Source organism: Mesorhizobium sp. M0074 (genome assembly GCF_040322975.1).
Taxonomy (GTDB): domain Bacteria; phylum Pseudomonadota; class Alphaproteobacteria; order Rhizobiales; family Rhizobiaceae; genus Mesorhizobium.
This window is the reverse complement of sequence record NZ_JAMYUM010000009.1, coordinates 1-19,644: the sequence shown is the minus strand read 5'-3', so window position 1 is coordinate 19,644 and position 19,644 is coordinate 1. Positions and strand designations below refer to the sequence as shown.

Here is a 19,644-nt window from a genome sequence, read left to right as displayed (position 1 = left end):
GAGATTGCGTTATTATTTGGGAAAACCGCTGATTATTGCACGATCACGTGAGGAGCGGCAGATGGTCACCAAAGGCGTTTGCTGGCAAAAGCATGCCCGGAACCGGATTTGAGATAACGCTCGAATGAGGTCGCCTTGGCTTGGTTCGAGAAGGCGATGCAGGTCACGATCCGCCATGGCAGGAATTTGGAGGTATGGCTGGATTTTCCGGCGTTATGCTCAGCGATCCGTCGCTTCAGGTCCGAGGTCACACCGATATAGCGCTCGCCTTCCGCAGTCTTGCTTTCCAGCAGATATACATACCACACGAACCGGCCCTCCCTCGCCAACGCATTGGAGTGCATCCTCCTTCGCAAGGAGGAATATGCCAACCCCGATTTTGCAAGCGTTCCAAGAGGTTGCGGCCCTCCTTCGCTACGGCTTCGGAGGGCATCCTGCATCGCGCGGAGAGGGGATTCGCTGGACTTGTCCTGCGAAGCGCGCAGCGCGAAGCAGGATGGCCTGCCACCCGAAGCCCGCAGGGCGTAGGGTGGCGGAGAGGATGGGATTCGAACCCACGAGAAGCTTTTGACCTCTACTCCCTTAGCAGGGGAGCGCCTTCGACCACTCGGCCACCTCTCCGTTGCGCCGGTGGATAAAGAAAAGCGCCGGCACAATCAACAAGCTGGCGCTATTATCCTTGAAAAATCGACCCTTCGCCAAAGCGCCGCCCGGCGATGTGGCGATTCTGCGGCAATTCCCTGGTTCGCGACTCGGGCCATGGTCACATTTCAGGCCGACCATCGCCGGAATCCGCCGTTTGCAACGGCTTGCGAAGGGCTGTTGGTTAACGGGAGCTTTCGGAGTGAGGCCAAATCGTGTCATTTGTGCAACAACGCTGGGGTATAGCGCCAACACAAACCTTTTGCCGGTACGATCGTGGTTGAACGCCGCCGTCTCATGGGTAATGTCGGGTTTGAAGGAGCGGCGCGGTGCGCATCTTTTTCGGTAGTGGGGATGGGGCAGGGAACGCTGTCCTTCAGCAAAGAATACCCAGACCCGTTTTTTAACTTTTGACTGGAGGTCAGAAAATGAACATCAAGAGCCTTCTTCTCGGCTCCGCTGCGGCACTGATCGCAGTTTCCGGTGCGCGCGCCGCCGACGCCGTCGTCGTCGCCGAGCCGGAACCCGCTGAATACGTCAAGATCTGCGACGTCTACGGCGCTGGCTACTACTACATCCCCGGCACCGAAATCTGCCTGCGCATCGGCGGCTATGTCCGCTATGACATCTCCGTGGGCCAGGCTGGCTCGTTCGACGGCGCCAGGTACCAGGACCTGTCGGATGCCTTGGATGGTGAAGACAACGTCAACGACGGCTATTACAAGCAGGCTCGCTTCACACTGAGGACCTACACCGGCCAGGAAACCGAGATGGGCACCTTGAAGACCTACACCGAGACCCGCTTCAACTGGGGAACCGGTTATCAAACCGTGCCTGGGTTCGACGAGCACTTTTCCAGGTTTGGTAGCAGAGGCGTTTCGCTGAATTTCGCCTGGATCCAGCTCGGTGGTCTTCGCGTCGGTAAGGACGAAACAGCCTTCAACACGTTCACCGGCTACGCCGGCAACGTCATCCAGGATACGATCGTTCCCTACGGCGGCTTCGACACCAATGTCGTCCAGTACTACTTCGATGCCGGCAACGGCTTCTCGGCCGTGGCGTCGTTGGAAACCGGTGAAGGCTTTATCCTTAACAGCGCCAATACTGCCATCACTCTCGGTCACGACTCGGTCGACAGCTATGTTCCGTATATCGTTGGCGGCGTGAAGTACACGCAGGGCTGGGGTTCCATCAGCGGTGTTGTTGCCTATGACAGCAGCCTGGAAGAATGGGCCGGCAAGGTTCGCCTCGACGTGACGCCGATGCAGAACCTGTCGCTGTTCCTGATGGCCGGCTACGGCTCTGACGACAATCTCCCGCGCAACTTCTACAAGCAGTGGGGCGGTAACTGGGCAGTCTGGGGTGGTGGCACCTACACCATCAACGAGAAGACCTCGTTCAACCTGCAGGCGTCGTATGACGAAGCCAAGGAAGCTGGCGTCGCGGCCAATATCGCCTACGATATCGTTCCCGGCATGACGATCACGGCCGAAGTGGACTGGGCTCATAACAGCCACCACATCGATAGCGACTCGCTGCCCGGTTATGAATACAACTGGACCGGCATCCCGGGCGACAAGAAAAACGCCGTTGGCGGCTTCCTCCGCTTCCAGCGCTCGTTCTAAGGGCTGGACTTAAAGCAAGTGAAATCCAGCCCGGGCGCTTTAACGCCCGGGCTGTTTTTGTTTTCGCGACTGGTCGCAAACAGAAGGAAAAGGGGGTTCGGTAGCTGAACAGGGTTGTGGAACGATGTCGTTGGGATCCGCCACTGGTGGATGAAATCGGCCGCAGCGCTTAAAACTCTTGAAAGGGCACCGCCAAGCAGGTAGGTCTAGGCCTATCCACTCGGGGGTGTGGCGAATAATGACGAACGATGCGATTCAAGAGGGAGGAACCTCTGATCATTTTTCGATGTTTTCTTCTCAAACTGCCAAGATAAAATACAGTTATAACAAGATACGAGAAGTAAAGTCGCACAGGATCGGAGAACTTTTTTCAGCATACCGGGACATACTTTGGGATGACGGGCGGCATAAATACAATGTCAGCTCCTTCATCGGCGAAATAGACGAGATCCTCCTTGGGGAGCGTTTCAGCGCCTTTGACCAAAGCACCCTCGACAATCTTATCGGCACCTTGCGCCAGCGCGGCAACAGCAACGCAACCATCAATCGGAAGATGGCTGCCCTCAGCAAACTGCTGCGCAAGGCTCACAAGATGGGAGATATCCACAGCCTGCCCGAGTTCCGCCGCCAGAAGGAGCGGGCGGGACGGATTCGTTTCCTCGAAAGGGACGAGGAGGCCCGGCTGTTCGCTGCCATCAAGAGCCGCAGCGAGGACGCTTATCGGCTTTCCGTCTTTCTCGTCGACACCGGTTGCCGCCTCGGCGAAGCGCTGGGTTTGATCTGGAACGATATCCAGGAGCACCGCGTCAGTTTCTGGATCACCAAATCCGGCCGCAGCCGCACCATTCCGATGACCGAGCGGGTAAAAGAGGTGATCAAGCTGCCAGCGACCGAGGGCCGCCGGCCCAAGGGCCCGTTCACCAAGCTCAGCCAGGCGCAGTTTCGTGCCATCTGGAACGATGCTAAGGCCGAAGTCGGGCTTGGCGCCGACGATCAGGTCGTGCCGCATATATTGCGCCATACTTGCGCTTCGCGTCTCGTCCAGGGCGGCATCGACATCAGGCGCGTACAGATGTGGCTCGGTCACCAGACGCTGTCGATGACCATGCGCTACGCCCATCTGGCCACCAACGACCTCGACGGCTGCGTCACCGTGCTGGAAACGCCTCGGTCCGGTGGCTCGGACATCGGCGGTGCAAGCGCTTTGTCTGCTCCACCTCCGGCAAGGCGAGGGCCAAAAGGCGAGCCGGCCGCAAGCAAGGCCCCAAAGCCAGCGAAGAGAAGCGCCAAATCCTGACGGATCTGACGTGAGATATCAGCCAGCCGCTCAGGGTTGCGCTGCCCCTCATTGCCCTGCCGGGCATTTCTCCCCGTATAGCGACGGGGAGAAAGGCGCCCTTGCGAAAGATTTCGCTAATCCCCAGCGTTGCAGACACCTCCCTTCTCCCCGTCGCTATACGGGGAGAAGGTGCCGGCAGGCGGATGAGGGGCAGCGCCGACATCGATAAAATTATTTCACCGCTAATTCCGGAACTGTCAACAGCCGTCGGAATGCTTTGACCGACGCAAAACCTGCGCGTGAATTACTTCGCTCGGTCGAGTTTTACTTCCCACCACCCCGCCGCTCCGCCCGTTCGAAAAAACCAGCGATCCTGCCCGGCAGGATCCCGGACTCCAAAAACGGTGCATGCCCCTGGCCGTCGGCGGTGATCGTCTCGATATCGGTATGGCGCGTCCGCATCTGCTCGAGCGTTTCGGCGGACAGCAGCTTCGAATTCGCGCCGCGTATGACGAGCATCGGGATGGCCGCCAGCGCGTCGAACTGTGGCCAAAGATCGGCCAGCGGCCGGCTGGGATCGAGCCCCGCCAGCGTCTCGACCAGTTTCGGATCGAAATCGGGCAGAAATCCCTCCTCGGTCTCGCGGTAGAGGGCTGATGCCATCCGCTCCCAATCCGCATCGGTCAGCGCCGCAAAATCCGCGCCATGGGTGCTGCGCAGGCCGCGGACCACCTCTGCGTACGTCTTCGGCCTGGGCGCGAGGTCGAGATAGGAGCGGATATGGGCGAGACCTTGCGACTCGATCACCGGGCCGATGTCGTTGAAGACGATGGCCTTCAGCACTGGCGGCCGCATCGCCCCGAGCACATGGATGATCAGTCCGCCGCGCGACGTCCCAATGAAGGCTGCCTTCTCGATGTTCAGCGCCGCCAGCCCGGCAAGGATATCGCCCGCCTCGATGCCGATATTGTAATGGCCGATATCGGCATCGTAGGCGGACTGCCCGCGCCCGCGATAGTCGAAGGCGACGACGTTGCGCTTCGCTTGCGCCGACAGATAAAGCGCCAATTCGTGAAAGTCACGGCAATTGCGGGTCAGGCCGGGCAGGCAAACGACTGGCCAGCGGCCGGAATTCGCTTCGCCGTAGATGCGGGCGTGCAGGGACAGCCCGTCCGGCGCGGCGTAGAAGAAATCGGAGAAGCCTTCGTCGTTTGGCATGTACACTCGATTCCGTGCTGCTGTCAGATCGTTGCGACTGCTACAGGCGAGGGCAGGGGCGGTCAAATCGGGGGCTCTTCCTTCTCTCCTTGTGGGAGAAGGTGGATCGGCGCGTTAGCGCCGAGACGGTTGGGGGGTGTTGGACGGAGCGCTGTCGGAACCAAGCTGGAGCACCCTCATCCGACCGAGCTTCGCTCGGCCACCTTCTCCCACAAGGGGGGAAGGAAAGGCTAACCCCGGCCGTTCACCAGATCTCCGACAATATCGTACTTGCCGGAGATACGCATCTTGTAGACCTCGTAATTCTCCATCACGCGCTGAACGTAACTTCTTGTTTCCGTATAGGGAATCCGCTCGATCCAGTCGACGACTGCATCGACGTCCTTGCCGTGCGGGTCGCCGTATTTCGCCACCCACTGGGCGGCGCGGGCGGGACCGGCATTGTAGCCGGCGAAGGTCAGCACGTAGGAGCCGTCGAAGCGGCCGAGCTGCTCGCCGAGAAAGGCAGCGCCCAGCGTCGCATTGTAGCCGGCATCGGTGGTCAGCCGGGCCTGAGAAAATGTCATGCCGGCCTTCTTCGCCAATTGCTTGGCCGTGCCTGGCATCAGCTGCAGCAGTCCTCGCGCGCCGGCGCTGGAGACGGCGCCGATGTTGAACTCGCTTTCCTGGCGGGCAATCGCATAGGCCAGCGCCTTGCCCGAGCCGGAAATGTTGGCGGTGTCGGGAATGACGCCGAGCGGATGCGACAGCGCGCCGACGTCGATGCCACGTGCGCCGGCGATCTTGCCGACCTTCAGCGCCATGAAATGGTTGCCTTGTCTTTCCGCCAGCATCGCAAGCAGCGCCAGTTCGCCGGGGCTGCTCAACTGCCCGGCAAGGTCGCGGTAGAGGGTTTCGGCATAGCGGTCATAGCCAGCCTGCTGCAGCCGCTCGATGGCGCTGACAGCCTCGCGGGTGGCAAAATTCCGGCGGTCGGCGGCACTTGGCTGCGGGTAGACGATATTGAGGGTCCGCTGGCCGACACGCTCGCCGGCGAGCTGGCCGTAAAAGGTCGTGCCGTAGCTGGCGGCGCGGCTGAAATAATCCTTGGCACTGCCGGGACCGCCGACCTCGGCGGCACGGCCGAGCCAGTAATAGGCGCGCGACAGCGACATCGGCCCTTGGGCGAGCTCCGCGATTTGCGCAAAATGCTTGGCGGCGGTGCTCGGGTCGTTGAGGCCGCGCAGCGCGTACCAGCCTGCATGGAATTCCGCCTCGGCAGCATTGGCGGGACTTTCGGCGGCATGCGCGGCGACTATTCTGTAGGCGGTCTTCATGTCGCCCTGGTCGACCAGCTCGCGCGACAGCACCCGGCGTTCGACCCACCAGGCGTCCGGATCGACCAGCGCGTCGCGGTCGCCCGGCGCCTTCAGCACCAGCGCGGCGGCATCGGAAAATTTCTGTTGCTTGCGCAGATATTCGGCTTCGGCAAACAGATAGCCGGCCGCCCGCTGCGCTGCCGGCACCGCCTTCAGCAGCTTGGCCGCGTTCTTGTCGCCTTTGGTGACTGCCGCCCAGGCATCGGCCAATTGCTGGGCGCCGGCGAGACCGGCGACGCGCAGCGCCGAAGCGACCCGATCGGCATAAAACATGCGCTCCATGCGGAAGCGATGGTCGGCGGCCGGGATCAGCGCGCCGAACTCGCGGATGACCGCCGCCTCGTCCGTGGCTTCGAGCTTTTCGGTGCGCCAGAATGGCGACAGCACCGAGCGCGCCGCCTTCGTATCGCCCAGCGCTACATAGGAGCGGGCAAGGATCACCACGCCCTCGAAGGTCAGCGGCTGGCTGCCGTCGAACGCCCGCACCACGACCTGTGGCGCGGGGTTCTCGCGATAGAGCGCGCGCTCGCTGTTCTTGCGCAAGGCCATCGTGCCCGGCCAGTTCGGCAGCATCTTCGCGGCATCGGCGATTTCGCCGCTCGGCACCTGGTCGCCGCCATAGAGCGCAATCGCCCAGGCAAGGATGTGCCGATCGAGCGATTTGGCCGGCAGCGTTTCGCGCACTTGGCGCGCGCGCTGAATGTCGTTTGCCGCCAGCGCATCGAGACCGCTCTTCAGCGCCGCGACGCTGGCGGATGGCGAAGGGGACTGCTGCAGTGCATCGTTCTGCGGCTCCGTCATCGGGATCGCCGACGTGACCTGCCCATCGACGCTGCCGCCGATCGCCGCGCCGGGGATCAGCACAACGATCGCGCCGAGAAGCGCGAAAAGATGAAGCCGCCTGGTCGGCATGGATTTGGTCATTTCCTATTCTTCGATGCTACCACGGGCACAGATGAACTGCAGTCTATTCGTATGTGATGAAGGGCCCGTAAAGAAAACCTTATCGAGGTCGTTCGAATTGCAATTGCTGGCGCAATGCTTGCCGCGCAACAATGTCGAGACTATGGTGCGCCGCTTCGCTTTCGGCTAGAAGGCGCGCACGACAAACACCTACAGCGCCGCGCGTCTTCTCAGACGCGCAAGGGACGCTGTAGCAATTTAAATTTGGCGCATGATCCTTTCCGAAATCGACTGCGATTTTCGGGGTCATGCGCTAGTCCCAAGGAGTTGGACGACATGCTAAGAGGCTCGCTGACCGCGCTCGTCACACCGTTCGAAAAGAGCGGCCGTTTCGACGAGAAAGCCTTTCGCGCGTTCATCGCCTGGCAGATCGCCGAAGGCACGACGGGCGTGGTCCCGGTCGGCACCACCGGCGAGTCGCCGACGCTGTCGCATGACGAGCACCGCCAAGTCGTCAAGGTTTGCATCGAGGTCGCCAAAGGCCGGGTTCCGGTCGTCGCCGGCGCCGGCTCCAACAACACCGATGAGGCAGTCGGCCTGGTCCAGTATGCCGAGAAGGCGGGCGCCGACGCGGCCCTTGTCGTCACGCCCTATTACAACAGACCGACGCAGCGCGGCCTCTATGCGCATTTCGCCGCCGTCGCCAAGGCAACCAGCCTGCCGATCATCATCTACAACATTCCGCCGCGCTCGGTGGTCGACATGAGCCCCGAGACGATGGGCCAGTTGGTGCATGACTTCAAGAACATCGTCGGCGTCAAGGATGCCACCGGCAAGGTCGAGCGGGTTTCGGAGCAGCGCGCCACCTGTGGCAAGGATTTCATCCAGCTCTCCGGCGAAGACGCCTCGGCGCTCGGCTTCAACGCGCATGGCGGCGTCGGTTGCATCTCGGTGACGGCAAATGTCGCGCCCAGGCTTTGCGCTGAATTCCAGGAGGCAACGCTTTCCGGTGACTGCGCCAAGGCGCTCGACCTGCAGGACCGTCTGTTGCCGCTGCACAAGGCGATTTTCATGGAGCCCGGCGTTTCCGGCGCGAAATATGCGCTGTCGAAGCTGGGCAAGGTCGAGAACGTGCTGCGCTCGCCGCTAATGACGGTCGAGCCGTCGACCGCCGAGAAGATCGACGCGGCGATGAAGCACGCCGGCTTGATAAACTAGGGACGAGGCGCCACCTCTCCGCATCATGAATCAAGTCAGAAAAGCCGATCCCAACAACAAGACCGTTGCGGAAAACCGCAAGGCGCGGTTTTCCTATGAGGTGCTCGACACGATCGAGGCCGGCCTGGTGCTGACCGGTACGGAAGTGAAATCGCTGCGCCAGGGCCAGGCCAATATCCAGGACAGCTACGCCTCGGTCGAGGGCGGCGAGATCTGGCTGATCAACTCCTATTTGCCGGAGTATCTGCAGGCCAACCGCTTCAACCATGAGCCGCGCCGCCGCCGCAAACTGCTGCTCAACAAGCGCGAGATGGCCAAGCTGGCGCAAAGCGTCGACCGCGAAGGCATGACGCTGGTGCCGCTGAAGATCTACTTCAACGACCAGGGCCGTGCCAAGCTGCTGCTCGCCGTTGGCCGCGGCAAGAAGCTGCACGACAAGCGCGAGACCGAAAAGCAGCGCGACTGGTCGCGCGAGAAGGGCCGGCTGCTGAAAGAGCGAGGGTGAGGGGCGGTCCGCGAAGCGGAAAAAAAGCCAGCGATTTGGCTTTTCGAGCGACGAACGCCCGGAGCCATAGCGGCGGGCAGGGCGGACCAAAAGGGATAGGTCTCGTTTGAAAAACCGGATCGTCTTATGGGGCGCGGCCGGTCTGCTCGTGGCGGGCCTCGTTCTGGCCGGCGGCTATACCTACTTCCAGACGTTTTCTCCGGATCGCGGCAAATATCCGGTCAGGGGCATCGACGTCTCCCATCATCAGCGGCAGATCGACTGGCGGCGTGTTGCCGCCGACGATGTCGCCTTCGCCGTGATCAAGGCGACGGAAGGCGGCGATCATGTCGACGATGCCTTCGCCGCCAATTTGCGCGCGGCCCGCGCCGCCGGTCTTGCCGTCGGTGCCTATCATTTCTTCACCTTCTGCAGACCGGGTGCCGATCAGGCACGCAACTTCATCTCGGTGGTGCCGCACGATCAGCCTTTGCTGCCGCCGGTGGTAGACATCGAGTTCGGCGGCAATTGCCCGCAGCGGCCAACTCCCGAACAGCTGAGCGCCGAACTCTCCGCCTTCCTCGGCCCGGTCGAGGCGGCGTTCGGCAAGACGGCGATCCTCTATGTGACCGACGAGGCGGCGCAAGCCTATGCCGGGCAGCTAGCCAGCCGCCCGCGCTGGCTGCGTTCGCTGGCGCTGCGGCCGGGCCATGACAACTGGATCTACTGGCAGTATCACAACCGGGGCCGCGTCGACGGCATCAGCGGCGACGTCGACCTGAATGTTCTCCAGGGCGGACCTGCGACGCTGGCCGCATTGTTTGCCGCAGCGCCTGAAGCGACGGCGTCGGATTGACGCTATTCCTGTCCACCAAAACACCCTCGATGGCCCGAAGACAGAGCGACGAAGCGTTCCCCATGTGGCTATTCATATCGCAGGCGGCGCCGTGCTAAGTACATTTGATGCCGGAGCGCCCTTCATCAACCAATGACAGCAACGCCCCGCCTGCTGCGACGGACGGCGGCGACCCCCGCCTGGCATTTGTCTATGCGGAGGCGGTGCGTGGCCTCCAGCACCAGCAGGGCGTGGTTGAAAGTCTCAATACGCGCGCCGGCAATCTGATCTTCGCAACCGCGTTCGCGAGTTCTCTCCTCGGAGGCAGGGCGCTCCTGGATGGCGTGGGGCCTTGGGACTGGCTGGCGCTGACATTGCTTTTTCTTATCGGGCTGCTGGTCGCGATTATGGTGTGGCCGTATTATAACTATACGTTCCGTTTCGATCCAGAGAAGCTGCTCCAGGACTTCGTCGATCAGCACCCTCCCGCAACCCTGGACGGGATGCACCGAGCGCTTGCGCTGCGCATCAAATCCGACATGGCCAGCAATTGGCGGATCATCCAACGCCTGCGCGTCGCGCTGCAGCTTGCACTGTTTCTGTGGTTGCTGGATCTCCTGGCCTGGTTGTTCGCGATCGCCCGAATCTAGGGCTCGTGCCCTGGCGGCGTCGTCCGACTCTATGTCTTCAGAAAAGCTTCTATCTGACTGAAGACGTTGACGAACATCGCTTCCGTCAACACGCCGGTATTGGTGTTGTAGCGCGAGCAATGATAGCTGGAAAACAGCGTGATGCCATTGGCCTGCTGCTGCCCACCATGCCGGAACGGATAGGCGGCAACGCGTTGGCCGAGCGCCCGCACGGTCGACTGGTGCGCGATCGAGCCAAGCGCCAGCACAGCGCGCAGATTTGGAAATCGCGCGATCGTCGGCACCAGGAACGTCCGGCAGGTCGCTATCTCGGCGCCAACCGGCTTGTTCTCCGGCGGCACGCAGCGCACCGCATTGGTAATCGCCGTACCGACAAGCTCCAGCCCGTCATCCGGTCGCGCTTTGAATTCGCCGCGCGCAAAGCCGTGCGCGATCAGCGTGTTGTAGAGCAGGTCGCCGGCAAAATCGCCGGTGAAGGGACGCCCCGTCCGGTTTGCCCCGCGCAGGCCCGGCGCCAGCCCGACGATCAGCAGACGCACTGCATCCTCGCCTTCCGGCGGCAAAAAGGTCGGCACCGGCGCGTTGAACCAGGACGGCTCGCGCCGCCGCCACTCGGCGATGAAGTCGTGCAACCGCGGGCAGAGCGGGCAATCGCGATCGGGTTCGGGGGAGACGACCAGGGGCGCGGTCAAGGCAACGACCGTCAATAGTCTTCCTCGTCGACTTCGGCCGGTTCGGGCCGGCGCACCGGCCGCTCCGACGGATCGCGGCCGACTTCATTCTTGAGCGTCATCAAGTCGATGAAATGGTCGGCCTGGCGGCGCAGATCGTCGGAGATCATCGGCGGCTGCGAAGCCATGGTCGAGACGATCGACACCTTGCGCCCGCGCCGCTGCAGCGCCTCGACCAGCGTGCGGAAATCGCCGTCGCCCGAAAAGATGACATAATGGTCGACGACATCGGCAAGCTCGAGCGCATCGACGGTCAGCTCGATATCCATATTGCCCTTAATCTTGCGCCGGCCGGTCGAGTCGGTGAATTCCTTGGCCGGTTTGGTCACCACCTTGAAGCCGTTATAGTCGAGCCAGTCGATCAGCGGCCGTATCGAGGAGTATTCCTGATCCTCGACCAGCGCGGTGTAGTAATAAGCGCGCAGCAGATAGCCGCGTTTCTGGAAGCTCGCCAGAAGTTTGCGGTAATCGATGTCAAAGCCCAGCGCGCGCGAGGTGGCGTAGAGATTGGCACCGTCGATAAAGAGAGCGATTTTTTCACGAGGATCGAACATGGAAAATGTCCTTTTTCGAAATAAGCGGTCGTCTAAATGGGTGGCGACTATCGGCCGGTCTGATAATAGACCTGTTGGCCTTCATCGTTCGAGATAACGCCAGTTTTACGGCAATCCAAGGCACCATGCGGCACCGCAAGCAATTGTGATCGGCGCTGTGTCGTCGCAGGCGGCCCGCGTCAGAGCTGCGCACCGCCATAAAAGCTTGTATTTTGGCGGCGTTCGGGTTATGGACCGCGCCTGTTTTCCATCAAATCCAGGCATGAAAGGGGCAACTCATGGCCCGCGTAACCGTTGAAGATTGCATCGACAAGGTCGACAACCGCTTCGAGCTGGTGCTCCTGGCCGGCCACCGCGCCCGTCAGATCAGCCAGGGCGCGCAGATCACCGTACCGCGCGACAACGACAAGAACCCGGTCGTTGCGCTCCGCGAAATCGCCGAAGAGACGCTGTCGCCGGACGACCTCAAGGAAGATCTCATCCATTCGCTGCAGAAGCATGTCGAGGTCGATGAGCCGGAAGCCGATGGCGAGGCGATTGCCGACCAGACCGGCAGCGCCGTTGCAGCCACCGATGCCGACGACGCCGAGGACAACGTCACCTTCGATCGCATGACCGAAGAAGACCTGTTGGCTGGCATCGAAGGCCTGGTGCCGCCGGAAAAAAGCGACGATTATTGATCTTAGCGACAACTGCCGACACTTTCGCGTCGGCAGTTTCGTGGCTATCTATGACATGCGCCGTACGCCAGTGCGGCGCATGATTCATTTCAGCATTGCGAGATCCCGCCCATGATGCGTCAGTATGAGCTTGTCGAGCGCGTGCAGCGCTACAAGCCTGACGTCAACGAGGCGCTGCTCAACAAGGCCTATGTTTACGCCATGCAGAAGCATGGCCACCAGAAACGCGCCTCCGGCGACCCGTATTTCTCGCATCCGCTCGAAGTCGCCGCCATCCTCACCGAAATGCACATGGACGAGGCGACGATCGCCGTTGCCTTGCTGCACGACACGATCGAGGACACCACGGCGACCAGGGCCGAGATCGACGAATTGTTCGGCCCGGAAATGGGCAAGCTGGTCGAGGGCCTGACCAAGCTGAAGAAGCTCGACCTCGTCTCGAAGAAGGCCGAGCAGGCGGAGAACCTGCGCAAGCTGTTGCTGGCGATCTCGGAAGACGTGCGCGTGCTTCTGGTCAAGCTCGCCGACCGCCTGCACAATATGCGCACGCTCGACCATGTGCCGGAAGCCAAGCGCCTGCGCATCGCCGAAGAGACGATGGACATCTACGCGCCGCTGGCCGGCCGCATGGGCATGCAAGGCATGCGCGAGGAGCTGGAGGAGATTGCCTTCCGCTTCATCAATCCGGAAGCCTACCGCGCCGTCACCGCACGGCTGGCCGAAATCTTCGAGCGCAACAAGGGCGTGCTGTCGGAGATCGAGAAGGCGCTCTCCACGCTGTTCGACAAATATTCGATCAAGGCCGAGGTCAAGAGCCGGCAGAAGAAGCCGTGGTCGGTATTCCGCAAGATGGAGGCCAAGGCGCTGTCGTTCGAGCAGCTGTCCGACATTTTCGGCTTCCGCGTCGTTGTCGAGACGGTCGAGGACTGTTACCGCGCGCTCGGCGCCATCCACACCACCTGGTCGATGGTGCCCGGCCGCTTCAAAGATTACATCTCGACGCCGAAGCAGAACGACTACCGCTCGATCCACACCACCATCGTCGGCCCGTCGCGCCAGCGCGTCGAATTGCAGATCCGCACCTATCAAATGAACAAGATCGCCGAATACGGCGTCGCGGCTCATTCGATCTATAAGGATACCGGTGGCAAGATGAATGGTGCCGCCCATGCGATCTCGAAGGAAACCAATGCCTATGCCTGGCTGCGGCGCACCATCGAGCAGCTTGCCGAAGGCGACAATCCCGAGGACTTCCTCGAAAACACCAAGCTGGAACTGTTTCAGGACCAGGTATTCTGCTTCACGCCGAAGGGCATGCTGATCGCGCTGCCGCGCGGCGCCACGCCGATTGACTTTGCCTATGCCGTCCACACCGACGTCGGCGACACTTGCGTCGGCGCCAAGGTCAATGGCCGCATCATGCCGCTGATGACGGAGCTGAAGAACGGCGACGAGGTCGAGATCATCCGCTCGAAGGCGCAGGTCCCGCCGGCGGCGTGGGAATCGGTGGTCGTTACCGGCAAGGCACGCTCAGCCATCCGCCGCGCCACCAAGAACGCCATTCGCAAGCAATATTCGGGTCTCGGTATCCGCATTCTGGAGCGCGCCTTCGAACGCTCTGGCAAGACCTTCACCAAGGAAAGCCTGAAGCCGGTGCTGCACCGGCTGGCGCGCAAGGACATCGAGGATGTACTGGCCGCGGTCGGCCGAGGCGAACTTGCCTCCACCGATGTCATGAAGGCGGTGTTTCCCGACTACAAGGACGAGCGTGTCACGCTGGTCGCGCCCAAGCAGCGCGAGGAGGGCTGGTCGAAGATCCGCAACGCCGCCGGCATGCTGTTCCAGATTCCGGGCCGCGCTGCACGCAAGGACAAGAACCAGCCGCGCGACGACGCGGTGCCGATCCGCGGTGTGCGCGGCGATCTGCCGGTGCGCTTCGCACCGGAGGGGGCAGTGCCAGGCGATCGCATCGTCGGCATCGTGCAGCCGGGAACCGGTATCACCATCTATCCGATCCAGTCGCCGGCGCTGCAGGCCTTTGACGACCAGCCCGAGCGCTGGATCGACGTGCGCTGGGATATTGACGAGCGCACCAAGGAGCGGTTCCCGGCGCGCGTCTCGGTCACCGCCATCAACGCGCCGGGTTCGCTGGCCGACATTGCACAGGTCGTCGCATCCAACGACGCCAATATCCACACTCTGTCGATGGTGCGCACCGCGCCCGATTTCACCGAAATGCTGATCGATCTTGAAGTGTGGGACCTCAAGCACTTGAACCGGCTGCTGTCGCAGCTAAAGGACAATTCGAGCGTCAGCGATGCAAGGCGCGTGAATGGGTGAATAGTGAATAGTGAATAGTGAATAGTGAATAGTGAATAGTGAAAGAGGGTGCTCTCACTACCCTACTACCATTCACCATTCACCATTCACCATTCACCATGGACATGGAGTGAACGATGAACACCGATGAAGTGCTGGGCATTTTCCGCGAGGCCGGCGCTGTTCTCGAAGGGCATTTCATCCTGACGTCGGGCCTGCGCAGCCCGGTCTTCCTGCAGAAGGCGCGCGTTTTCATGCATGCCGACAAGACCGAGCGCTTGTGCAAGGCGCTCGCCGAAAAGATCCGCACTGGCGTGCCCGGCAGGATCGACTACGTCGTCGGCCCGGCGATCGGCGGGCTGATCCCGGCCTATGAGACCTCGCGCCATCTTGGTGCGCCGGCGATCTGGGTCGAGCGGGAAGGGGGCGAATTCAGGCTGCGCCGCTTCGAGATCGCCAAGGGATCGCGCGTCGTCATTGTCGAGGACATCGTCACCACCGGCCTGTCGATCCGCGAGACCATCGACTGTCTGCGCGCACTTGGCGCCGATGTCGTTGCCGCTGCGTGCATCATCGACCGCTCGGCCGGCAAGACCGATGTCGGCGTGCCGCTGATCGCGCTCGCCGAATATGAAGTTCCGGCCTATCCAGCCGACATGCTGCCGCCCGAGCTCGCCGCCATACCGGCGATCAAGCCGGGCAGCCGCAATATCTAATGCATGTCGCCCAAAAGTGTGCGGCGGTTTTGGGACAACGACATGCATAAAAACAAGTCAAGAGACGCTGCCGTGATTGCTGGCATCGATCATTTCGTGCTGACAGTTCGTTCGGTGGACGATACCTGCGCCTTCTATCAGCGCGTGCTTGGCTTCAAGCGCCTCGACGAGCCGGACCGACCAACGGCGCTGCTGTTTGGAACTCAGAAGATCAATGTGCATCAGGTCGGGCGTACCTTCGAGCCGAAGGCCAAGGCGCCGACGCCGGGCTCCGGAGATTTCTGCTTGATTGCTGCCCGGCCGCTCGCCGAGATATGTGCCAACCTCGCCGCCAATGGCGTGGTGATAGAGGTCGGCCCGGTCGAGCGTGTCGGCGCTCGTGGCGCGATAATGTCGGTCTATTTTCGTGACCCGGACGGCAACCTCGTCGAGGTCAGCGAATATCGATCCTAAGCGACGCTCCTTAAATTCGCCGCGATCATGCCCTGTTCAGAACGGCGATACCCAAGGCTGGCGCGACCGGCCACCGAGCGGATGCCCTCGGCCTCGTTGTTCTTCGGCCAGCGCATCGCTATATCAAAGTCGTAGTTGCTTTTCGGCGACCGCAGAGCGCAGCATGGGGCTGTCGCGCCCGGCTGGAGAAGCCGGCGTGAAGCTATTGACGGAACTAGGAACAGGAACAGAGTGCTTTTTCGACGGCGCAAGCCTGATGGTTTTTTCGAGCGGGTGCGTACTTATTTGTGGCCGCGCCGCTCGTTCTCGCGCTCGCTGCGGTATTTTTCCAAGCGCATCCTGCGGCTTAGGGCCACGCCGCATGCCGTGGCCGCAGGTGTTGCGGCGGGCGTATTCGCGTCGTTTTTCCCGCTTGGCTTTCACTTCATCATTGCTGCCATCCTGTGCTGGCTGATCGCCGGCAATCTGGTCGCGGCAGCACTCGGCACGGTCTTCGGCAACCCCCTGACCTTTCCGCTGCTATGGGCCGCCTCCTGGGAGGTCGGCAAGCTGATCCTGCATGAACACCTGCCGGCGCATGGCCCGCCCGCGCATCTCGGCGACATGCTGCATAATCTTTCCTTTGCGCAATTGTGGGGACCGGTGCTGAAGCCGATGACGATCGGCGCAATACCGCTCGGCCTGGTTTTCGGCCTGCTGTTTTACGGCATCACCCGCTGGGGCATGGTCACGTTCCACGAGCAGCGCCGCAAGCGGCTGGCCGAAAGAGCGGCAAAGGCTGGAAAAACCGGGCCGGAAGTTCCTGCCGAATGATTATCGGTATTGGCAGCGACCTCATCGACATCAGACGCATCGAGAAGTCGCTGGAACGCCATGGCCAACGCTTCATCCAGCGCATCTACACCGAGATCGAACAGGCGCGCTCCAAAAACCGCGCGGCGCGTGCGGCCTCCTACGCCAAGCGTTTCGCTGCCAAGGAAGCCTGCGCCAAGGCATTGGGTACCGGTATGGCGCAGGGTGTGTTCTGGCGCGACATGGGGGTCGTCAACCTGGCCAGCGGCAAGCCGACCATGGCGCTGACCAATGGGGCGGCAGCGCGGCTGGACGAAATTCTGCCTGAAGGGCACCGCGCGGTGATCCACCTCACCATCACCGATGATTTTCCGCTCGCTCAAGCCTTTGTGATCATTGAAGCGTTGCCGGTCGAAGAAGCGCCACATTGATTGCATCTGACCACCCGCATGACGTTGCCCAGCGCGCGCCGAGACTCTATACCATCCAACGCACAATCGAGGACGACATGAGCGTGGCTGAAAAAACCCAGAAGAAATCCGGCGGACTTGGCGAAACCGTCAGCGTCATAGTCCAGGCCCTGCTGCTTGCGCTGGTCATCCGCACGCTCCTGTTCCAGCCGTTCTCGATCCCGTCCGGGTCGATGCGGCCGACTTTGCTCGAAGGCGACTATCTCTTCGTCACCAAGTGGTCCTACGGCTTCTCCCGCTATTCACTGCCGTTCGGGCCGAACATCTTTTCGGGCCGCATCTGGGGCTCAGAGCCGAAGCGCGGCGACGTGGTGGTGTTCAAGTTTCCGCCGGATCCTTCTGTCGATTATATCAAGCGCGTCGTCGGCCTGCCGGGCGACAAGATCCAGGTCAAGGATGGCCAGCTCTTCATCAACGACGTGGGCGTGCCGCGCGTCAAGGTCGGGCAGATCGACAACCGCGACATCACCGAGGAGAACGGGCCGGTCGATGTCTATCACGAGACGCTGCCGAACGGCGTCAGTTACGACACGCTCGACCTGACGCAGGCTTCGATCGGCGACAATACCAAAGAGTTCAAGGTGCCGCCCGGTCACTATTTCATGATGGGCGACAATCGCGACAACTCGTCGGACAGCCGCTTCACCGTCGGCTTCGTGCCGGACGAGAATTTGGTCGGCCGCGCCAACCTCATTTTCTTCTCGATCGGCGGCAGCGCCAGCCCGCTCGAAATCTGGAAATGGCCGTCACTGATGCGCGCCTCGCGCCTGTTCCATTTCGTCAATTAGGGCCATGGCGGCGACGAAACGGCTGACCGCCGATGCGCTCGCCGAGGCGCTCAGGGAGCGCACCGGCCACAGTTTTGGCGACCATCAGCGCCTGCAGCGGGCGCTGACCCATGCCAGCGCTCGCGGCAGTCACGCCGGCATCGACTACGAACGTTTCGAATTCCTGGGCGACCGCGTTCTCGGCCTTGTCGTTGCCGATATGCTGCTGGCGGCATTTCCCGAGGCCGCCGAGGGTGAGCTGTCGCTGAGATTGAACGCTCTGGTCAACGCTGAAGCCCTGGCGGAAATTGCCGAGGAGATCGGCCTGCCGGAACTTATTCGCGCCGGTTCGGACGTACGCGGCCTCGACGGGCGCAAGCGCGTCAATCTGCGCGCCGATGCATTGGAATCGCTGATCGCCGTGCTCTATCTCGACGGAGGGTTGGAAGCGGCCCGTGCCTTCATCCACAGATACTGGCAGCCGCGCTCGCAAGCCATTGACGCCGCCCGTCGCGATGCGAAAACCGAACTCCAGGAATGGGCGCATCAGGCGGCAGGCGCAGTGCCGGTTTACATAATCGACAGCCGTGAGGGACCGGACCACGATCCGCTGTTCACCGTCAGTGTCAAGGTCGGCGCCTATCCGCCGGCGACCGGCAGCGGGCGCTCCAAGCGCGAGGCGGAGCAGGCTGCAGCCGCGGCACTTCTGCAGCGGGAAGGCGTCTGGCTCGATCAAGGGAGTGCCGCATGACCGCCACCGAAGCTCCGGCAACAGAAGCTCCCGCTACCCGCTCCGGCTTCGTGGCGCTGATCGGCGCGCCCAATGCGGGGAAATCGACGCTGGTCAACCAATTGGTCGGCGCCAAGGTGTCGATCGTGACGCACAAGGTGCAGACCACGCGCGCTATCGTGCGCGGCATTGCCACCCACAACAACGCGCAGATCGTCTTCGTCGACACGCCGGGCATATTCAAGCCGAAGCGCCGGCTGGACACCGCGATGGTGACCACAGCGTGGGGCGGTGCCAAGGACGCCGATATCGTGCTGCTCTTGATCGATGCCGAGCGCGGCATCCGGGGCGATGCCGACGCCATCCTCGAGCGGCTGAAGGATGTCCGGCAGCCGATGGTGTTGATCCTCAACAAGGTCGATCGGGTCAAGCACGAGACGTTGCTGGCATTGTCGGCGGCAGCCAACGAAAGGGTGCCGTTCAAGCGCACCTTCATGGTTTCGGCGCTGACCGGGTCCGGCTGCAAGGACCTGCTCGACTATCTCGCCGAGACCTTGCCGGCCGGCCCCTGGTACTATCCGGAGGACCAGATCTCCGACCTGCCGATGCGCCAGCTCGCGGCCGAGATCACCCGCGAAAAGCTCTATCTCAGGCTGCATCAGGAACTGCCTTATTCCTCCCACATCGAGACCGAAAAATGGGAAGAGAAGAAGGACGGCTCTGTGCGCATCGACCAGACAATCTATGTCGAGCGTGACAGCCAGAAGAAGATCGTGCTCGGCCATAAGGGCGAGACGATCCGCGCCATCGGCCAGGCCGCGCGCATGGAAATCGCAGGCATACTCGAGCAGAAGGTGCACCTCTTCCTGTTCGTCAAGGTACGCGAGAACTGGGGCGACGATCCCGAGCGCTACCGCGAAATGGGGCTCGAATTTCCGCACTGAGCCTGTTTTGGCGATCCGCCGAGCGGCCTGTTGGCCGCCTCAGGATTCTGAGCGGTCGCCGGGCTGCCCGCTTGGTCGACTTTGCATTTTGAACAACGGCCGAGTCATTCCGGGAGGCCATGCGTCGACCACGTCGTCGACCCGTTCCTCATTGGTACCGGCGCGACGGGAAATTCTGAGCGGTTTCTGAGAGTTGTGTGCGTCAAGTTCTGCAAAATGGCGTGGCATTGCGGTGACGTCGGCGTGTCCGCCGCGCAGCCCCCGTGTTTAGCGGAG

At 61.8% G+C, this 19,644-nt stretch carries 20 protein-coding genes and 1 tRNA gene; 15 read left to right on the top strand and 6 right to left on the bottom strand.

The window, feature by feature from the left end; all coding sequences use genetic code 11:
- Nucleotides 1–65: 65 nt before the first annotated feature.
- Nucleotides 66–308 carry a GIY-YIG nuclease family protein gene (locus NKJ73_RS14155; protein WP_023677785.1) on the bottom strand — a complete coding sequence of 81 codons (243 nt, stop codon included), beginning with the start codon at nt 306–308 and terminating at the stop codon, nt 66–68.
- 222 nt (nt 309–530) lie between these two features.
- A tRNA-Ser gene (locus tag NKJ73_RS14150) sits at nt 531–621 on the bottom strand.
- A 449-nt stretch (nt 622–1,070) separates the two neighbouring features.
- Here NKJ73_RS14150 and NKJ73_RS14145 point away from each other — a divergent pair.
- Entirely contained in the window at nt 1,071–2,267 is a 1,197-nt protein-coding gene (locus tag NKJ73_RS14145) for a porin (RefSeq protein WP_352569838.1), read from the top strand.
- A gap of 238 nt (nt 2,268–2,505) precedes the next feature.
- Nucleotides 2,506–3,564 carry a tyrosine-type recombinase/integrase gene (locus NKJ73_RS14140; protein WP_352795750.1) on the top strand — a complete coding sequence of 353 codons (1,059 nt, stop codon included), beginning with the start codon at nt 2,506–2,508 and terminating at the stop codon, nt 3,562–3,564.
- A gap of 306 nt (nt 3,565–3,870) precedes the next feature.
- On the opposite strand, the gene NKJ73_RS14135 is transcribed toward NKJ73_RS14140, so the two are convergent.
- Nucleotides 3,871–4,764 carry an alpha/beta fold hydrolase gene (locus NKJ73_RS14135; RefSeq protein ID WP_352569837.1) on the bottom strand — a complete coding sequence of 298 codons (894 nt, stop codon included), beginning with the start codon at nt 4,762–4,764 and terminating at the stop codon, nt 3,871–3,873.
- A gap of 230 nt (nt 4,765–4,994) precedes the next feature.
- Nucleotides 4,995–7,034, bottom strand: coding sequence for a lytic transglycosylase domain-containing protein (locus tag NKJ73_RS14130; RefSeq protein ID WP_352569996.1), 2,040 nt, complete (start codon nt 7,032–7,034; stop codon nt 4,995–4,997).
- A 327-nt stretch (nt 7,035–7,361) separates the two neighbouring features.
- On the opposite strand from NKJ73_RS14130, the gene dapA reads away from it, so the two are divergent.
- From dapA to NKJ73_RS14110, 4 genes are all read left to right on the top strand, one after another.
- Nucleotides 7,362–8,243, top strand: coding sequence for a 4-hydroxy-tetrahydrodipicolinate synthase (gene dapA / locus NKJ73_RS14125; protein WP_352449009.1), 882 nt, complete (start codon nt 7,362–7,364; stop codon nt 8,241–8,243).
- Nucleotides 8,244–8,268: 25 nt separating this feature from the next.
- A complete protein-coding gene (gene smpB, locus NKJ73_RS14120; protein WP_023768487.1) occupies nt 8,269–8,748 on the top strand; it encodes an SsrA-binding protein SmpB in 480 nt (159 codons plus the stop codon).
- Between the two features lie 106 nt (nt 8,749–8,854).
- On the top strand, nt 8,855–9,583 hold the full coding sequence (locus tag NKJ73_RS14115) for a GH25 family lysozyme (protein WP_352569836.1): 729 nt from the start codon (nt 8,855–8,857) through the stop codon (nt 9,581–9,583).
- Nucleotides 9,584–9,690: 107 nt separating this feature from the next.
- Nucleotides 9,691–10,212: a hypothetical protein gene (locus tag NKJ73_RS14110; RefSeq protein WP_352454369.1), complete on the top strand. Its 522-nt coding sequence runs from the start codon at nt 9,691–9,693 to the stop codon at nt 10,210–10,212.
- 29 nt (nt 10,213–10,241) lie between these two features.
- Here the strand turns inward: NKJ73_RS14110 and NKJ73_RS14105 are convergent, their stop codons facing one another.
- Both NKJ73_RS14105 and NKJ73_RS14100 read right to left on the bottom strand, forming a co-directional pair.
- A complete protein-coding gene (locus NKJ73_RS14105) occupies nt 10,242–10,919 on the bottom strand; it encodes a uracil-DNA glycosylase (protein ID WP_352454370.1) in 678 nt (225 codons plus the stop codon).
- Nucleotides 10,916–11,497 carry a LabA-like NYN domain-containing protein gene (locus NKJ73_RS14100; protein WP_023677774.1) on the bottom strand — a complete coding sequence of 194 codons (582 nt, stop codon included), beginning with the start codon at nt 11,495–11,497 and terminating at the stop codon, nt 10,916–10,918. Before NKJ73_RS14100 ends, NKJ73_RS14105 begins: the two co-directional genes overlap by 4 nt.
- A 278-nt stretch (nt 11,498–11,775) precedes the next feature.
- Between NKJ73_RS14100 and rpoZ the strand changes: the two genes are divergently transcribed.
- From rpoZ to era, 9 genes are all read left to right on the top strand, one after another.
- Nucleotides 11,776–12,177 (top strand): DNA-directed RNA polymerase subunit omega, encoded by a 402-nt coding sequence (gene rpoZ / locus NKJ73_RS14095; protein ID WP_023677773.1) that lies wholly within the window; start codon nt 11,776–11,778, stop codon nt 12,175–12,177.
- Between the two features lie 111 nt (nt 12,178–12,288).
- Entirely contained in the window at nt 12,289–14,517 is a 2,229-nt protein-coding gene (locus tag NKJ73_RS14090; RefSeq protein WP_023677772.1) for a RelA/SpoT family protein, read from the top strand.
- A gap of 116 nt (nt 14,518–14,633) precedes the next feature.
- Nucleotides 14,634–15,212 carry an orotate phosphoribosyltransferase gene (pyrE, locus tag NKJ73_RS14085; RefSeq protein ID WP_352569834.1) on the top strand — a complete coding sequence of 193 codons (579 nt, stop codon included), beginning with the start codon at nt 14,634–14,636 and terminating at the stop codon, nt 15,210–15,212.
- Between the two features lie 42 nt (nt 15,213–15,254).
- Nucleotides 15,255–15,665: a VOC family protein gene (locus NKJ73_RS14080; protein ID WP_352569833.1), complete on the top strand. Its 411-nt coding sequence runs from the start codon at nt 15,255–15,257 to the stop codon at nt 15,663–15,665.
- A 231-nt stretch (nt 15,666–15,896) separates the two neighbouring features.
- Nucleotides 15,897–16,478, top strand: a complete 582-nt coding sequence (locus NKJ73_RS14075) for a DUF2062 domain-containing protein (RefSeq protein WP_023677769.1) — start codon at nt 15,897–15,899, stop codon at nt 16,476–16,478.
- Entirely contained in the window at nt 16,475–16,888 is a 414-nt protein-coding gene (gene acpS / locus NKJ73_RS14070; RefSeq protein ID WP_352569831.1) for a holo-ACP synthase, read from the top strand. The genes NKJ73_RS14075 and acpS overlap by 4 nt, the downstream gene beginning before the upstream one ends.
- A 77-nt stretch (nt 16,889–16,965) precedes the next feature.
- The gene (gene lepB, locus NKJ73_RS14065; protein WP_352569994.1) at nt 16,966–17,715 is read left to right on the top strand and encodes a signal peptidase I; all 750 of its coding nucleotides are present in this window, start codon (nt 16,966–16,968) and stop codon (nt 17,713–17,715) included.
- Nucleotides 17,716–17,719: 4 nt separating this feature from the next.
- Nucleotides 17,720–18,445 carry a ribonuclease III gene (rnc, locus tag NKJ73_RS14060; RefSeq protein ID WP_352569830.1) on the top strand — a complete coding sequence of 242 codons (726 nt, stop codon included), beginning with the start codon at nt 17,720–17,722 and terminating at the stop codon, nt 18,443–18,445.
- Nucleotides 18,442–19,368 (top strand): GTPase Era, encoded by a 927-nt coding sequence (era, locus tag NKJ73_RS14055; RefSeq protein ID WP_023677765.1) that lies wholly within the window; start codon nt 18,442–18,444, stop codon nt 19,366–19,368. Before rnc ends, era begins: the two co-directional genes overlap by 4 nt.
- Nucleotides 19,369–19,644: the final 276 nt, after the last annotated feature.

Excerpts from the sequence above, each read along its gene's own strand:
- NKJ73_RS14145 (WP_352569838.1), top strand. The coding sequence starts at position 1,071 with ATGAACATCAAGAGCCTTCTTCTCGGCTCCGCTGCGGCACTGATCGCA.
- NKJ73_RS14140 (WP_352795750.1), top strand. The coding sequence starts at position 2,506 with ATGACGAACGATGCGATTCAAGAGGGAGGAACCTCTGATCATTTTTCG.
- NKJ73_RS14135 (WP_352569837.1), bottom strand. The coding sequence starts at position 4,764 with ATGCCAAACGACGAAGGCTTCTCCGATTTCTTCTACGCCGCGCCGGAC.
- NKJ73_RS14130 (WP_352569996.1), bottom strand. The coding sequence starts at position 7,034 with ATGCCGACCAGGCGGCTTCATCTTTTCGCGCTTCTCGGCGCGATCGTT.
- dapA (WP_352449009.1), top strand. The coding sequence starts at position 7,362 with ATGCTAAGAGGCTCGCTGACCGCGCTCGTCACACCGTTCGAAAAGAGC.
- smpB (WP_023768487.1), top strand. The coding sequence starts at position 8,269 with ATGAATCAAGTCAGAAAAGCCGATCCCAACAACAAGACCGTTGCGGAA.
- NKJ73_RS14110 (WP_352454369.1), top strand. The coding sequence starts at position 9,691 with ATGCCGGAGCGCCCTTCATCAACCAATGACAGCAACGCCCCGCCTGCT.
- NKJ73_RS14100 (WP_023677774.1), bottom strand. The coding sequence starts at position 11,497 with ATGTTCGATCCTCGTGAAAAAATCGCTCTCTTTATCGACGGTGCCAAT.
- rpoZ (WP_023677773.1), top strand. The coding sequence starts at position 11,776 with ATGGCCCGCGTAACCGTTGAAGATTGCATCGACAAGGTCGACAACCGC.
- NKJ73_RS14090 (WP_023677772.1), top strand. The coding sequence starts at position 12,289 with ATGATGCGTCAGTATGAGCTTGTCGAGCGCGTGCAGCGCTACAAGCCT.
- pyrE (WP_352569834.1), top strand. The coding sequence starts at position 14,634 with ATGAACACCGATGAAGTGCTGGGCATTTTCCGCGAGGCCGGCGCTGTT.
- NKJ73_RS14080 (WP_352569833.1), top strand. The coding sequence starts at position 15,255 with ATGCATAAAAACAAGTCAAGAGACGCTGCCGTGATTGCTGGCATCGAT.
- acpS (WP_352569831.1), top strand. The coding sequence starts at position 16,475 with ATGATTATCGGTATTGGCAGCGACCTCATCGACATCAGACGCATCGAG.
- lepB (WP_352569994.1), top strand. The coding sequence starts at position 16,966 with ATGAGCGTGGCTGAAAAAACCCAGAAGAAATCCGGCGGACTTGGCGAA.
- rnc (WP_352569830.1), top strand. The coding sequence starts at position 17,720 with ATGGCGGCGACGAAACGGCTGACCGCCGATGCGCTCGCCGAGGCGCTC.
- era (WP_023677765.1), top strand. The coding sequence starts at position 18,442 with ATGACCGCCACCGAAGCTCCGGCAACAGAAGCTCCCGCTACCCGCTCC.